Source organism: Acidovorax sp. M14 (assembly GCF_049331375.1).
Classification (GTDB): Bacteria; Pseudomonadota; Gammaproteobacteria; order Burkholderiales; family Burkholderiaceae_C; genus Acidovorax.
Window position 1 is genome coordinate 4,222,938 of record NZ_CP186263.1, and the last position, 13,195, is coordinate 4,236,132.

General features: G+C 65.6%; 13 protein-coding genes. 4 read left to right on the forward strand and 9 right to left on the reverse strand.

All coding sequences use genetic code 11. The features are described 5' to 3' along the window. The first annotated feature begins 55 nt into the window (after positions 1-55). Complete coding sequence (locus ACOYR4_RS19710) at positions 56-1,057, forward strand: LysR substrate-binding domain-containing protein (protein WP_422847783.1); 1,002 nt, start codon at positions 56-58, stop codon at positions 1,055-1,057. Positions 1,058-1,148: 91 nt separating this feature from the next. Here ACOYR4_RS19710 and tyrS read toward each other — a convergent pair whose 3' ends face one another. Beyond that, positions 1,149-2,381: a tyrosine--tRNA ligase gene (tyrS, locus tag ACOYR4_RS19715; RefSeq protein WP_060986952.1), complete on the reverse strand. Its 1,233-nt coding sequence runs from the start codon at positions 2,379-2,381 to the stop codon at positions 1,149-1,151. 204 nt (positions 2,382-2,585) lie between these two features. On the opposite strand from tyrS, the gene ACOYR4_RS19720 reads away from it, so the two are divergent. Together ACOYR4_RS19720 and ACOYR4_RS19725 are read left to right on the forward strand one after the other, a co-directional pair. Then, positions 2,586-3,956, forward strand: a complete 1,371-nt coding sequence (locus tag ACOYR4_RS19720; RefSeq protein ID WP_422847784.1) for a peptidoglycan DD-metalloendopeptidase family protein — start codon at positions 2,586-2,588, stop codon at positions 3,954-3,956. A 38-nt stretch (positions 3,957-3,994) separates the two neighbouring features. Continuing rightward, on the forward strand, positions 3,995-5,104 hold the full coding sequence (locus tag ACOYR4_RS19725) for an anhydro-N-acetylmuramic acid kinase (protein WP_422847785.1): 1,110 nt from the start codon (positions 3,995-3,997) through the stop codon (positions 5,102-5,104). Positions 5,105-5,137: 33 nt separating this feature from the next. On the opposite strand, the gene mdtD is transcribed toward ACOYR4_RS19725, so the two are convergent. From mdtD to ACOYR4_RS19760, 7 genes are all read right to left on the reverse strand, one after another. Then, positions 5,138-6,559, reverse strand: coding sequence for a multidrug transporter subunit MdtD (gene mdtD, locus ACOYR4_RS19730; protein WP_422847786.1), 1,422 nt, complete (start codon positions 6,557-6,559; stop codon positions 5,138-5,140). Between the two features lie 109 nt (positions 6,560-6,668). Then, the gene (gene erpA, locus ACOYR4_RS19735) at positions 6,669-7,034 is read right to left on the reverse strand and encodes an iron-sulfur cluster insertion protein ErpA (RefSeq protein ID WP_008907234.1); all 366 of its coding nucleotides are present in this window, start codon (positions 7,032-7,034) and stop codon (positions 6,669-6,671) included. A gap of 60 nt (positions 7,035-7,094) precedes the next feature. Further along, positions 7,095-7,493 (reverse strand): bactofilin family protein, encoded by a 399-nt coding sequence (locus ACOYR4_RS19740; protein WP_060986949.1) that lies wholly within the window; start codon positions 7,491-7,493, stop codon positions 7,095-7,097. A 154-nt stretch (positions 7,494-7,647) separates the two neighbouring features. Beyond that, positions 7,648-8,358: a DUF6776 family protein gene (locus ACOYR4_RS19745; RefSeq protein ID WP_110960311.1), complete on the reverse strand. Its 711-nt coding sequence runs from the start codon at positions 8,356-8,358 to the stop codon at positions 7,648-7,650. Positions 8,359-8,516: 158 nt separating this feature from the next. Beyond that, positions 8,517-8,909 carry a 30S ribosomal protein S9 gene (rpsI, locus tag ACOYR4_RS19750; RefSeq protein WP_110960312.1) on the reverse strand — a complete coding sequence of 131 codons (393 nt, stop codon included), beginning with the start codon at positions 8,907-8,909 and terminating at the stop codon, positions 8,517-8,519. Positions 8,910-8,920: 11 nt separating this feature from the next. After that, on the reverse strand, positions 8,921-9,352 hold the full coding sequence (rplM, locus tag ACOYR4_RS19755; protein WP_015015720.1) for a 50S ribosomal protein L13: 432 nt from the start codon (positions 9,350-9,352) through the stop codon (positions 8,921-8,923). Between the two features lie 181 nt (positions 9,353-9,533). Next, a complete protein-coding gene (locus ACOYR4_RS19760; protein WP_422847787.1) occupies positions 9,534-11,504 on the reverse strand; it encodes a serine/threonine protein kinase in 1,971 nt (656 codons plus the stop codon). A 251-nt stretch (positions 11,505-11,755) separates the two neighbouring features. Here ACOYR4_RS19760 and ACOYR4_RS19765 point away from each other — a divergent pair, with 251 nt between their 5' ends. Next, the gene (locus ACOYR4_RS19765) at positions 11,756-12,643 is read left to right on the forward strand and encodes a 23S rRNA (adenine(2030)-N(6))-methyltransferase RlmJ (RefSeq protein WP_015015722.1); all 888 of its coding nucleotides are present in this window, start codon (positions 11,756-11,758) and stop codon (positions 12,641-12,643) included. A gap of 27 nt (positions 12,644-12,670) precedes the next feature. On the opposite strand, the gene ACOYR4_RS19770 is transcribed toward ACOYR4_RS19765, so the two are convergent. Further along, positions 12,671-13,165, reverse strand: a complete 495-nt coding sequence (locus tag ACOYR4_RS19770) for a septal ring lytic transglycosylase RlpA family protein (RefSeq protein ID WP_422847788.1) — start codon at positions 13,163-13,165, stop codon at positions 12,671-12,673. Between the last annotated feature and the right edge of the window lie 30 nt (positions 13,166-13,195).

A 13,195-nucleotide genomic window follows, 5' to 3' on the forward strand; every position in this document is an offset into this window, starting at 1 on the left:
GCGGTACGCTATTCATTCCATCGACGCATGAATCATCCTTTGCAGGAATGCCGCCATGACCTCTGCCGAATACTCCCCCGCCGTCTTGCGCACCCGGCCCGTGGCCACAGGGCACTGGCGCGCCTTCCTGGCCGTGGCCAAGCACCTCAACTTCCGCGCGGCGGCCGACGAGCTGGCCCTTACCCAGTCGGCCGTGAGCCGCCAGATCCAGGCGCTGGAAGAAGAAGTGGGCGTGCCCCTGTTCCTGCGCCACACACGCGCGGTGGAGCTGACCAGCGCGGGCGCGCAACTGCAGCGCGCCGTGGGCCCGGCACTGGAGCGCATGGACGCCGCCGTGCGCCTGGTGCGCCAGACGGCCGGGCGACGCAGCGTGGCCATCACCACCTGGGCCAGTTTTGCATCGATGTGGCTGATCCCGCGCATGGAGGAGTTCCAACGTGACAACCCGGGCATCGACATCCGCATTGATGCGAGCGACGTGCAGGTGGACCTCGAAACGTCGGACGTGGACCTGGCCTTGCGCTATGCCATGCCTGCCGGTGCCACGCAGGGCGGCATCCGCCTGTTTGGCGAGCAACTGGCCGTGGTGGCTAGCCCCTGGCTGCTCAAAAGCGGCAAGCCGCTGCGCACCCCCGCCGATGTGGCGCAGTTCACCCTGATCGAGGCGGGCGACGCCCACCGCACGCACTACCTGGAATACCTGAGCTGGCGCCGCTGGTTCGACACCCGCGACCTGACCAAGCTCCAGCCCCAGCGCTGGCTGTACTTCAACTACGCCCACCAGATCGTGCAGGCCGCGCTGGCCGGCCAGGGCCTGGCGCTGGCCCGGATGCCGCTGATTGCCGATGCGCTGGCTGCGGGCGACCTGGTGGAGGTGCTGCCCGGCCACCGCATCGACTCGCCCCTGGCCTACTGGCTCATGGTGGGGCCGCGCAGCGTCAACCGGCCGGAGATCAAGGCCTTCTGCGCCTGGCTGCAGGTGCAGGCCGAGGCCACCCGTCAGGCGATTGGCGATGTGCCCGACCCGGACCTGAACGACAACCTGGATGGATCATGAAAAAAGCGCTGGGCCTTGCGGTCCCAGCGCTTTCATTTTGATAGCTGCCAGCGCATATTTTTCTAGCGCTTGCGGCTGTTTTGACCCCAAATCAGGCCAACGTTACCCGTGCAAACTTGCGCTTGCCCACCTGCACCACGTAAGTGCCGGCGGCCAGCTTCAAGCCCTTGTCGCTGACCACGCTGCCTTCCACGCGCACGCCGCCGCCATCGATCAGGCGGTTGGCCTCGCTGGTCGAGGGGGCCAGGTTGGCCTGCTTGAGCAGCGCACCAATGCCCAGCGGCGCGCCCGACAGGCTCACCTCAGGGATCTCATCGGGCACGCCGCCCTTGCTGCGGTTGATGAAGTCCTGCTCCGCCGCGTCGGCGGCGGCAGCGCTGTGGAAGCGCGTGGTGATCTCCTTGGCCAGCATCACCTTGGCGTCCTTGGGGTTGCGCCCGCCTTCCACCTCGGCCTTGAGCGCGGCGATCTCGGCCAGGCTCTTGAACGACAGCAGGGTGAACCAGTCCCACATCAGGGTGTCGCTGATCGACAGCACCTTGGCAAACATGGTGTTGGCGTCTTCGGCGATGCCGATGTAGTTGTTCTTGGACTTGGACATCTTGTCCACGCCGTCCAGGCCCACCAGCAGCGGCATGGTGAGCACACACTGCGGCTCCTGGCCGTATTCCTGCTGCAGGTGGCGGCCCATGAGCAGGTTGAACTTCTGGTCCGTGCCGCCCAGTTCCAGGTCGCTCTTCAAAGCCACCGAGTCGTAGCCCTGCATCAGCGGGTACAAGAACTCATGCACCGCGATGGACTGGCCGGTGGTGAAGCGCTTGTGGAAGTCGTCGCGCTCCATCATCCGGGCCACGGTGTAGCGGGAGGCCAGCTGGATCATGCCGCTCGCACCCAGGGGCTCGCTCCACTCGCTGTTGTAGCGGATCTCGGTCTTGGCCGGGTCCAGCACCATGCTGGCCTGCTTGTAATAAGTCTCGGCATTCACCTTGATCTGCTCGGGCGTGAGCGGAGGGCGCGTGCTGTTGCGGCCCGAGGGGTCACCGATCAGGCTGGTGAAGTCGCCGATCAAAAAGATGACCTGGTGGCCCAGATCTTGCAATTGCCGCATCTTGTTCAGCACCACCGTGTGGCCGATGTGGATGTCGGGGGCCGTGGGGTCCAGGCCCAGCTTGATGCGCAGCGGCTGGCCGGTGGCCTCCGAGCGCGCCAGCTTCTTGACCCATTCGTCCTGTGGCAGCAGCTCTTGCACACCGCGCAGCGAGATTTCGAGGGCTTGTCTTACACCATCAGAGACCGGGGTTGTTGTAACAGCAGATTGATTCATAAGGGTTTTTTGGGATGTCTAGACAGCATGCACCGCTATACTTCAGCCCACATTGCAGAGGCGGATTCTAGTGGGCCCGCCGTTTCGACCTGTTTTTCATCAACCTGTCGAATGGCTGCAGCCTGACAGTCTGTGCTCCTGGCCCCGCCCCGCATACGCACCGGGGGTGTGCCACGGAACCGCAATCACCCTGGGGATAGACCTTTGATTCACGGCCTCACTACGGTCCGCACCGCCAGCATCGCTTTGCTTGACCGGCTGTCCCGCACAATCCAGCAACATCCCAAACGCATCACCGCCGCCGTCGCAGCCATCCTGCTGACGGGTGGCGGCGGCGCATTCGCCGTGGCCTCCTTTGCACCCGATCCGGCCGAGCTGCCGGTGCGCATGGTGAACTACCCGGTCGAGTCGCTGGCCGAGAACATGGTGCTGGGCCAAATGGATGCTCCCAGCTTTTCGCTGTTCCGCTCCGAACAGGTGCGCAGCAGTGACACGCCCGAGTCGCTGCTGCAGCGCATGGGCGTGGCCGACCCGGCCGCCGCCGCCTTCATGCGCAGCGACACGCCGGTGCGCCAGAACGTGCTGGGCCGCACGGGCCGCATCGTGTCAGCCGAAACCACCGACGACCACCGCCTGATCCGCCTGACAGTGCGCTGGGTGCCGGACGACAGCGGCAACTTCCGCCGCCTGATCGTCGAGCGCACGGGCGACAACAAGTTTGCGACCCGCATCGAAACCGCCAAGATGACGACCAACAGCCGTCTGGCGGGCGGCATCATCCACAGTTCGCTGTTTGCCGCCACCGACGCGTCGAACATACCCGACGCCGTGGCCGTGCAGGTGGCCGAACTGTTCTCGGGCAACATCGACTTCCGCCGCTCGCTGCGCAAGGGCGACCGCTTCTCGGTGGTGTACGAAACCCTGGAAGCCGACGGCGAGCCTCTGTCCAGCGGCCGCGTGCTGAGCGCCGAGTTCGTCAACAACGGCAAGACCCACCAGGCCATCTGGTTCCAGGAGCCCAACGCCGCCAAGGGCGCCTACTACACGCTGGACGGTGAAAGCATGCGCCGCGCCTACCTGACCTCGCCCGTCGAGTTCTCGCGCGTGACCAGCGGCTTCAAGATGCGCCTGCACCCCATCCTGCAAACCTGGCGCGCCCACCTGGGCACCGACTTTGCAGCCCCCACAGGCACCGCCGTGCGCACCGTGGGTGATGGCGTGGTGGAGTTTGCGGGTGTGCAGAACGGCTACGGCAACGTGGTGTTCGTCAAGCACCGCAACCAGCACGTCACCGTGTATGCCCACCTGAGCCGCATCGACGTGCGCCAGGGTCAGTCGGTCGAGCAAGGCCAGACGCTGGGCGCCGTGGGCGCCACCGGCTGGGCCACCGGCCCGCACCTGCACTTCGAGTTCCGCGTCAATGGCGTGCACCAGGACCCGATGACCATCGTCGCCCAGAGCGAAGCCGCCGCACCGGTGTCTGCAGCCGCGCGCCCTGCGTTTGACCGCCTAGCTGCCAACATGCGCGTTCAACTGAACGCGGCCGCGCTCATTGAGCAGGCCAGCGCAGACTGATCCCGGCGTACCAACGACGCACCCCACCCGTCAAGGCCATGTCCGATCTGTACATCGGCCTGATGTCGGGCACCTCGCTCGACGGGATCGACGGGGTGCTGGCCGATTTCTCAGGCCCGCGCCTGCGGGTCACGCACCACGCCAGCGCCGCCTTTGCCCCCGCACTGCGCGCCGAGCTGCTGGCCCTCAACACCCCCGGCGACAACGAGCTGCACCGCGCAGCCCTCGCAGGCAATGCGCTATCCCGAGCCTACGCCGAGGTGGTGCACACCCTGCTGCAGCGCAGTGGCCACCCGGCAAGCGCCATCCGAGCGATAGGCGCCCACGGGCAGACGGTGCGACACCGCCCCCAGGAATTTGACGGCACAGGCTACACCCTGCAGCTGGGCAGCCCCGCCCTGCTAGCCGAGCTGACAGGCATCACCGTAGTAGCCGACCTGCGCAGCCGCGACGTGGCCGCAGGCGGCCAAGGTGCGCCGCTGGTGCCCGCCTTCCACCAGGGCGTGTTCGGCCGGCCGGACGAGACGGTGCTGGTGCTGAACATTGGCGGCATCTCCAACCTCAGCGTGCTGGAGGCAGATGGCAGTGTGCTGGGCTTCGACTGCGGCCCGGGCAACGCCCTGATGGACCACTGGTGCCAGCAGCACACGGGCCAGCCGTTTGACAAGGACGGCGCCTGGGCTGCCACCGGACAGGTGCTGCCGGGCCTGCTGGCCGCGTTGCTGCAGGAGCCCTATTTGCACAAGGCGCCCCCCAAGAGCACAGGGCGCGACCTGTTCAACCCCGCCTGGCTGGCCGCACACCTGCAGCCCTTTGTGCAGGCTGCTGCGGCCGATGTGCAGGCTACATTGACCGAATTCACCGCAAGCGCTAGTGCAATATGCGCCAACAGCTATCTAAACAATAGCAAAACCCTGGCTGTATGCGGCGGTGGCGCGCTCAATGGCCAGCTCATGCAGCGGCTGCAGGCTGCCTGCCCGTCCTTGCAGGTGGTGGCCACCGATGCGCTGGGCCTGCCCGCCCTACAGGTGGAGGCCGCCGCGTTTGCCTGGCTGGCGCGCCAGGCGCTGAACGGAGCACCGGGCAACCTCCCCAGCGTGACGGGCGCCGTGGGCCCTCGCGTGCTGGGCGCGGTGTACCCGGCCTGAAACCCCCGGTCTACGCAGCCTTGGGCAGGGCGACTAGCCGTGGTCCCCGGCATCGACCGAGGCCCCCACTTGGGTGCCGGACCGGTCTTGCGGCGACAGTTGCCAGAAGATGCCCGCTGAAGCCACCGTGATCAACCCCATGCAGGCAAACGTGGCCTGAAAGGCTTGCAGGGTCTGCGCTGTGCCCGGAGGCTGGAAGAAATCGGTGAACGCCGCCAACACGGCCCCTGCCGCAGCCACCCCCATGCCCATGGCCACCATCTGCACCATCGACAGCAGGCTGTTGCCGCTGCTGGCCATGTCGTGCCCCAGGTCCTTCAGGGTCACGGTGTTCATGGCCGTGAACTGCAGCGAGTTCACCGCCCCGAACACCGCCAGCTGCACCACATGTACCCACAGCGGTTGCGAGGGCGCCGCCAGCCCGAAGCTGGCCATGGTCACCCCCACCAGCAGCGTATTGCCCACCAGCACCTGGCGGTAGCCAAAGCGGGTGATCAGCGTGGTGGTGAAACGCTTCATGGACATGCCCGCCACCGCCACGGGCAGCATCATCATGCCCGCCTGCAGCGGCGAATAGCCCATGGTGACCTGCAGCAGCAACGGAATCAGGAACGGCATGCACGAGCTGCCCAGCCGCGCAAACAGATTGCCCAGCAGCCCGATGCGCAAGGTGTCGACGGAGAACAGCCGGGGCGGAAACAGAGGGTCAGGCCGCCGCGCCGCGTGCAGCCAGTAGGCCACCAGGCTCGCCAGACCGAAGATCATGAGCACCAGCACACTCGCCTGCCGCAGCCCCAGGCTGGCCAGACCGTCCAGCGCCAGCGACAGCGCCACCATGCCAAAGGCGAGCATCAGATAGCCCGCCAGGTCAAACCGTGCCACCGTCGGCGCAACCACCCCGGGCATGTAGCGCATGGTGGCGGCACAGCCCACCAGCCCCACCGGTACGTTGATCAGAAAGATCCAGTGCCACGACGCCACCTCCACTAACCAGCCGCCCAGGGTCGGTCCGATCAGCGGGCCGATCAGCCCTGGGATCGCCACAAAACTCATGGCCTGCAAGAACTTCTCGCGCGGGAAAGTGCGCAGCACCACCAGGCGCCCCACGGGCAGCAGCAGCGCGCCCCCCAGCCCCTGGAGCACCCGGGCGGCCACCAGCTGGGTCAGGCTGTGCGACAGCGCACAGAACACCGAGCCCGCCACAAAAAACACGATGGCCAGAAAGTACACCCGGCGCGCACCAAACCGGTCGGCCACCCAGCCGGACGCCGGGATCAGCATCGCCATGGCCAGCGAGTACGCCACAACCACCGACTGCATGCGCAGCGGGCTCTCGCCCAGGCTCTGCGCCATGGCGGGCAGCGCGGTGTTGACGATGGTGGCGTCCAGCGTCTGCATGAAAAAGCCGACGGCCACCAGCCACAGCAGCACTTTCTGGGAGGGTTCCTGATGCATGGGTTGCAGAGCTTTCCAAACGAAACAAGCGGCCCCATGAAAAAACCGCCCGAAGGCGGTTCATTCAGTCAGCGGCGGGGGTGCAGGTCTTTGCCTGGCACGACGATCCTCACGCCGAGAAGCTGGAGCCGCAGCCGCAGGTGGTCGTGGCGTTGGGGTTCTTGATCACGAACTGCGCGCCTTGCAGGTCTTCCTTGTAGTCGATCTCGGCGCCCACCAGGTACTGGTAGCTCATGGCGTCGATGAGCAGCGACACACCGTTCTTGGTCATGGTGGTGTCGTCTTCGTTCGTGATTTCATCAAAAGTGAACCCGTACTGGAAGCCGGAGCAGCCGCCGCCCTGCACAAACACCCGCAGCTTCAGGTCGGGGTTGCCTTCTTCGGCAATCAGGTCCGCCACCTTGGCCGCCGCGCTGTCGGTGAACAGAATGGGGGCGGGCATTTCGGTCTGGATGTTTTCGGCAACTGCGCTCATGGGGTACTCCGGGTTCAGGGTTTGTACGGAATACTACTGCAAACCTCTCGGGAATTCAGATCACTGGCTGTTTGACGCTAACTTCAGTGGGGGCTTTTCTTCCACCAGCACCGCCGTGGGAATCAACTGCCCCGCGATCACGGCCCCTTGGTGCATCTCCAGCGCCTTGTAATGCACATTGCCGGTGATCTGCGCCTTGGGCTGCAGCTCCAGCAGTTCGCCCGCATGCACGGGGCCCAGCACCTGGCCGTTGATGATCACGTGGTCGGCATGCACCGCGCCCTCGACCCGCGCGGTTTCGGAGATCACCAGGATGCTGGGCTGGTCCGCGGCCGCCCGGATATCGCCGACCACATCGCCATCAATGCGCATGCCCTCGGCAAAATGCACATTGCCTTCGATCTTGGTGCCCTGTGCCACCAGGCTTTTGATGGGTGGCTGCTTTTTGCGCGAGAACATGGTCGGAAGACTCCTGAAGGAGCAGGCGGTACAGAAGCCCGCTTGCGAATGGAAAACGTGCCAGCAAATCGGCAGGTTGTGGGCAGCGGCTGCTGCGTAGGTTGCCTGGGCGAGGGCATCGAAACCAGATCAGCGCATCCACCGTCCACCCGCACTATTCGATGGCCATGGTCTGGCTGGTGCGTACGGTGGCGCCCTCCAGCACGCGCGCGGTCACGGTTTTTACCACGGCCTGGGGGGGCAGATCGAGCACCCCCTCGATGCGGCGGTACTGCTTGACCTGCAGCGGCTGGCCCTGGGGGGGCTGGGTCTGAGTCCACGGTTTGCCGTCCAGCGTGCCCGCCAGCACCAGTTCCAGGCGCCCATTGAACTCGGGTGCATTGCGGGCCGCCTGGATGACCAGCACCTGCCAGCGCAGTTGCATCCCGCCCAGCACCTCCGCCTGCAGCGCGCGAATGGCCAGCCCATCGGTCTTGGCGGCAGGGATCAGCTTTTCGAAGAAGCCCAGATCCTCGCGCAGCGTGCGGTTGTCGGCTTCAAGCTGGCGCACCTGGGCCATCAGGCTTTCCTTGGCGGCGCGCTCGGTGGCCAGCAAACTTTCGGCAGTCAACGCCACCGTCTGGCGCTCCTGGCCCTCTTCGCGAAGGCGGCTGATCTCTGCCCTCATCTGAACCACTTCATCGCGGGACACGGTATCGATCCCGGCAATGGACTTGCCGAACTCGAAGGCCCACAACGCCACGGCGGCACAAAAACCCATGACCACGGCCAGGGCCAGCCAGCGAAAGGGCCAGGGCAAGGCGCTGCGGATGGCCACCCGGGGGGCGCTGATGGTCAACCGACGGCGAAGCAGGCGAAAGCGCATGGGCTCGACGGGCAGGCCCGGGAAGGCGCTCCCCAAAAAAGAAAAGAGCGCACCATAAACGAAAAAACCGCCCGAAGGCGGTTTTTCTCTGTAAAGCACTCGCAGGGAGCACTTTGCAGTGGATGCTGCCCAGGGCAGCATCCGGCAGGGCCCAAAACTTAACGCTTGGAGAACTGCTTGGCGCGGCGTGCGGAGTGCAGACCGACCTTCTTACGTTCGACTTCACGTGCATCACGGGTCACGAAGCCGGCTTGGCTCAGGACGGACTTGAGGGATGCGTCGTAATCGATCAGGGCGCGGGTGATGCCGTGGCGGGCAGCGCCAGCCTGGCCGGATTCACCGCCGCCGTGCACGTTGATCTGGATGTCGAAGGTTTCGACATGGTTGGTCAACGCCAGCGGTTGCTTGGCAATCATGATCGAGGTCTCACGGCCGAAGTACTGCTGAATGTCTTTGCCATTCACAGTGATCTTGCCGGAGCCTTTTTTCAGAAACACGCGGGCGACGCTGGACTTGCGACGGCCGGTGCCATTGTTCCATTCACCAATCATCTCAAGGCTCCTTAGATTTCCAGCACTTTGGGCTGCTGGGCGGTGTGTGGATGCTCAGCACCACCGTACACCTTGAGTTTCTTGATCATCGCGTAGCCAAGGGGACCCTTGGGCAGCATGCCCTTGACAGCCTTCTCCAGCGCGCGGCCGGGGTGCTTGGCTTGCATGTCGCGGAAGTTCGTGGCCGTGATACCGCCGGGGTAACCCGAGTGACGGTAGTACACCTTGTCCAGGGACTTGGTGCCGGTGACCTTGAGTTGGGCTGCGTTGATAACGACGATGAAGTCACCGGTATCGACGTGAGGCGTGTAAATGGCCTTGTGTTTGCCGCGCAAACGGAGAGCAACTTCGCTGGCTACTCGTCCGAGGACCTTGTTGGTCGCGTCAATCACAAACCACTCGTGCACGACCTCAGCGGGCTTTGCGCTGAAAGTAGTTGTCATGAGTTTTCTCTTGAAAGAGGGGTTTGGCGGGTCCTTTTCCACGGTCGGTGCTTCTCTGAAGGAAGCCTCTTAGGTGGCAAACAGTCTTCGCCGCGGGACCACAAAAGCGCTGCGAAGCCTTCCATTATACGAAAGAGCGCGGCCGCCGCGCAAGTGGCCCCCAGTCCAAGCCCCAAAGCGGTCAGTTGGGCGTCTGGCGGCGGCGCTGCTCTTCGGCTTCGTACCGACGGCGGTTCTCCACGCAAATGGCTTGATTGGCCTGGGACGGTTTCTGGCACTCCTGGTGGATACACATGGGGCGGGCCAGGAAATTGGCGTCAGCGCACACCTCCTGCGGCGAAGGCAGGCGGGGTGGCGGCGCAGGACGGGGCTTGGGTTCGGCCACCACAGGGGGCGGCGCAGGCACAGGCTCTTCGTGCACCACGATGGGGGTGGGGGCCGGCTCGGCAGTCACACGCTTGGTGACACGGGCGGAGGGCTTGGGCGCCGAGGCGACCACAAAGGCGGGTGCAGCTACGGCGGCGGAAGCCGTGTCGGCCGGCGTGTCAGCACCTTCCGAGGCCACGGCCGCTGCGTCTGCGCCTGCCGTCCCAGGCGCACTGACGTCCACCAGTGTAGCCGCTGACGAAGCCCCTGCCGCTGGCGGCTCGGCCATCTCGGTGATGATGTCATCGCGCGGCGGTTTGCTGCTTTGGCTCCAGCGCCAAGCGCCTCCGGCGACCACGGCCACCAGCGCCGCCACCACAATGCCCGCCACCAAGGGCGAACGCCGCGATGAGGATGTGGGCTTGCCGTTGCCACGCACCAGATCCCGCTCCAAGGGTGCGGACCGCCGGTCCGCCGCGCGCGACCCGCTGGCGCCCGGCGAGCGGTGGTGCGGCAGGTCCTCAAAGCGGGAATCGTCCTCAGCGACCACGGTGTCGCCAGCGTCGATGAACACCGTGTCGCCCGCATCGGCCGCCACCGTGTCAGGACCGGCCAGCATGACCGTGTCCGCGCCAAAGTCATCGCCAGGGCGGCCCGCCTGCACCGGGGACGGTGCCGCTGCGACTGATTCCGCGCGCTGGGCTTGCGCCTGGATCTCGGCCACGATGCCGGGGGCAGAGGTCACATCCACGGTGGGCGTGGGCAGCCCCGGGCCAGGCTGGTCGGCGGGCTCCACCCAGATGTCGCCCAGTTCCGCCCGAAAGTCGAAGTGCTGCACATCGTCCGGCGCCGAGGTCATCTCCATGGCCTGGAGAAAGGCATCGATGCTCTGCGGCCGGTCCTCGGGCCGCAGAGCCAGGGACTGCGATATCGCAGCGACAAACGGCGCCGAATACTCCACACCGAACTGCCGCTTGACGGTCTTGGCGATGCGGGAGAAGGACACCATGCGGTCGCGGATAGAGCGCAGCGTGGCAGGCAGGGGCGTGTCGTTGGCCAGACAGCCGTGCATGACCGCTGCCAGAGAGTACAGATCGCTCCAAGGCCCCTGGCGCAGTTCCTCGTCACCGTCGGAATACTGCTCGATGGGCGCGTAATTCACCTTGAGCACGGCCGTGTGCTTGCGGTCCTGGTCATTGATGGCGTGCCGGGCGGCACCAAGGTCCAGCAGCACCGGCGGGCCGTTGTCTTGAAGGAAGATGTTGTCTGGCGAGATGTCGCGGTGCAGCGTGTTGCCGTCGTGCAGCACACGCAGCGCATCCAGCACCGACCACAGCAGCTTGCGCAGCCAGGCCTCGGGCGGCGGCGTGCGCATCTGGGCACGGGCCTGCTTGAACGTCATGCCCGAATACAGCGGCATGACCATATAGGCCGTGTTGTTGGCCTCCCAGAAGCGGAACACCTTGACCAGCGAGGGGTGGTCAAACTGCGCCAGCAGCCGCGCCTCGCCCACAAAAGACACCAGGCCGGCCTGGAAGGTTTGCTGATCGGACGAAGACCGCACCCAGAGCGATTGCCCCTGCGAGCGACCAGCCAGCGCCGACGGCATGTATTCCTTGATGGCCACCGCCCGGTGCAGGGAATGGTCAAACGCCTTGTAGACCATGCCAAAACCGCCCACCCCCAGCAAACCCAGGATCTCGAACTCCGCCAAGCGTGTGCCAGGGGGCAGCGCATCGATATGGCTGACACCACTGGCGGGGGCTGTGCTGGAGCTTTCGGTCATGGTCGGAAGACGGGGCGGGCTGGCAATTTCACAGGCAAATCAATGGGACAACAAGCGCAACGGCGGAAAGCGGACCCCACCGCAGGCGCGATCATGAGGCATGGCCGCACCGGATTTGGCAACAAATGGCTAACAAAGGACGGCCTGTCTGCCAAAAACATCACGTCCCCCGCCACCACAAGACCCCCGATTGTGCCGCGCCCGGACGAGGGCGCTGCCCCGACGCACAACACACTCGTTACCATTGGGTCATGTTCAGTTATCGCCACGCCTTCCACGCAGGCAACCATGCCGATGTGCTCAAGCACACCGTTTTGATTGCTGCCTTGCAACACCTTACCGAGAAAGACGCGGCGCTGACCGTGCTGGACACCCATGCAGGCGCAGGCCTGTACCGGCTGGACGGGGACTATGCCAGCACCAGCGGCGAAGCCGCCGACGGCGTGGCCCGGCTGTTTGCACCAACCACGCCTGCCCTCACCCCAGCCCTGCAGGCCTATGTGGACATGGTGGGCGACTTCAACCAGGGCAAGGCGCTGCGCGTGTACCCCGGCTCACCCTTCATCACCCAGCGCCTGCTGCGTAGCCACGACAAGCTCAAGCTGTTTGAGCTGCACCCCACCGACCTGCGCGCGCTGGCCGGCAACGTGGCCCAGCTGGAGGCAGGCCGCCAGGTGGCGGTGCTGCACGAAGACGGCTTTGAGGGCATCAAGAAGTTTTTGCCTCCACCGGCCCGTCGCGCACTGGTGCTGTGCGATCCCAGCTATGAAATCAAGAGCGACTACGCCAAGGTGCTCGACATGGCGGCCGATTCGCTCAAGCGTTTTGCCACGGGCACCTATGCGTTCTGGTACCCCATCATCCCGCGCCCCGAAGCCCACGACCTGCCCCGCCGCCTGAAGACACTGGCCACCAAGGCGGGCAAGAGCTGGCTGCACGCCACGCTCACCGTCAAGTCGAGCAAGATCACGGAAACCGTCACGGGCGACACCAAACGCCCCGGCCTGCCGGCCAGCGGCATGTTCCTGATCAACCCGCCCTACACCCTCAAGGCCGCGCTTAAAGACGCCCTGCCCCAGATGGCCGAGCTGCTAGCACAGGACAAACACGCCACCCACACGCTGGAATCGGGCGGCTGACCGCCCCTTCCGGTACTCTGCCTGGCGTCAAGGTGCCGCCGGACAATCCTTGTCGTCGTCCTGCAGGGCGAACAGCTCCACCGGCTTGAGCCCCAGGCCCACCATGCCCAACGCCTCGGCGGCGCCCCGGCTCAGGTCGATCACCCGGTTGCGGGTGTGGGGCCCGCGGTCGTTGATGCGCACGATCACCGTACGCCCCGTAGCCTGACTGCGCACACACACGCGGGAGCCAAAGGGCAGCGTGGGGTGTGCCGCCGTGAGCGCACGCATGTCGAACAGCTCCCCACTGGCGGTACGCCGCCGGTGGAACTGCGCCCCGTACCACGAGGCCAGCCCCACCTCGTCCGCCTCCAGGCTGAGCGGCGACCCGCCGGGAGTGGTGGGTTCCGGTTTGGCCGGGGGATCGATCAGCATCGCCTCCCCCGGTACGGACAGCAGGTTGGGGGCCAGCGCGTCCGGCTCTGCTTGCAGCCCTTGGGCGTGCGCAGCAGTGAAGGCGCTGCACAGCAGCCACAGACCCATAGTCCGCCGCAGCAGCACCAGCAGGGCAGC

Excerpts from the sequence above, each read along its gene's own strand:
- rpsI (WP_110960312.1), bottom strand. The coding sequence starts at position 8,909 with ATGATTGGTGAATGGAACAATGGCACCGGCCGTCGCAAGTCCAGCGTC.
- ACOYR4_RS19725 (WP_422847785.1), top strand. The coding sequence starts at position 3,995 with ATGTCCGATCTGTACATCGGCCTGATGTCGGGCACCTCGCTCGACGGG.
- tyrS (WP_060986952.1), bottom strand. The coding sequence starts at position 2,381 with ATGAATCAATCTGCTGTTACAACAACCCCGGTCTCTGATGGTGTAAGA.
- rplM (WP_015015720.1), bottom strand. The coding sequence starts at position 9,352 with ATGACAACTACTTTCAGCGCAAAGCCCGCTGAGGTCGTGCACGAGTGG.
- ACOYR4_RS19740 (WP_060986949.1), bottom strand. The coding sequence starts at position 7,493 with ATGTTCTCGCGCAAAAAGCAGCCACCCATCAAAAGCCTGGTGGCACAG.
- mdtD (WP_422847786.1), bottom strand. The coding sequence starts at position 6,559 with ATGCATCAGGAACCCTCCCAGAAAGTGCTGCTGTGGCTGGTGGCCGTC.
- ACOYR4_RS19745 (WP_110960311.1), bottom strand. The coding sequence starts at position 8,358 with ATGCGCTTTCGCCTGCTTCGCCGTCGGTTGACCATCAGCGCCCCCCGG.
- erpA (WP_008907234.1), bottom strand. The coding sequence starts at position 7,034 with ATGAGCGCAGTTGCCGAAAACATCCAGACCGAAATGCCCGCCCCCATT.
- ACOYR4_RS19765 (WP_015015722.1), top strand. The coding sequence starts at position 11,756 with ATGTTCAGTTATCGCCACGCCTTCCACGCAGGCAACCATGCCGATGTG.
- ACOYR4_RS19760 (WP_422847787.1), bottom strand. The coding sequence starts at position 11,504 with ATGACCGAAAGCTCCAGCACAGCCCCCGCCAGTGGTGTCAGCCATATC.
- ACOYR4_RS19770 (WP_422847788.1), bottom strand. The coding sequence starts at position 13,165 with ATGGGTCTGTGGCTGCTGTGCAGCGCCTTCACTGCTGCGCACGCCCAA.
- ACOYR4_RS19710 (WP_422847783.1), top strand. The coding sequence starts at position 56 with ATGACCTCTGCCGAATACTCCCCCGCCGTCTTGCGCACCCGGCCCGTG.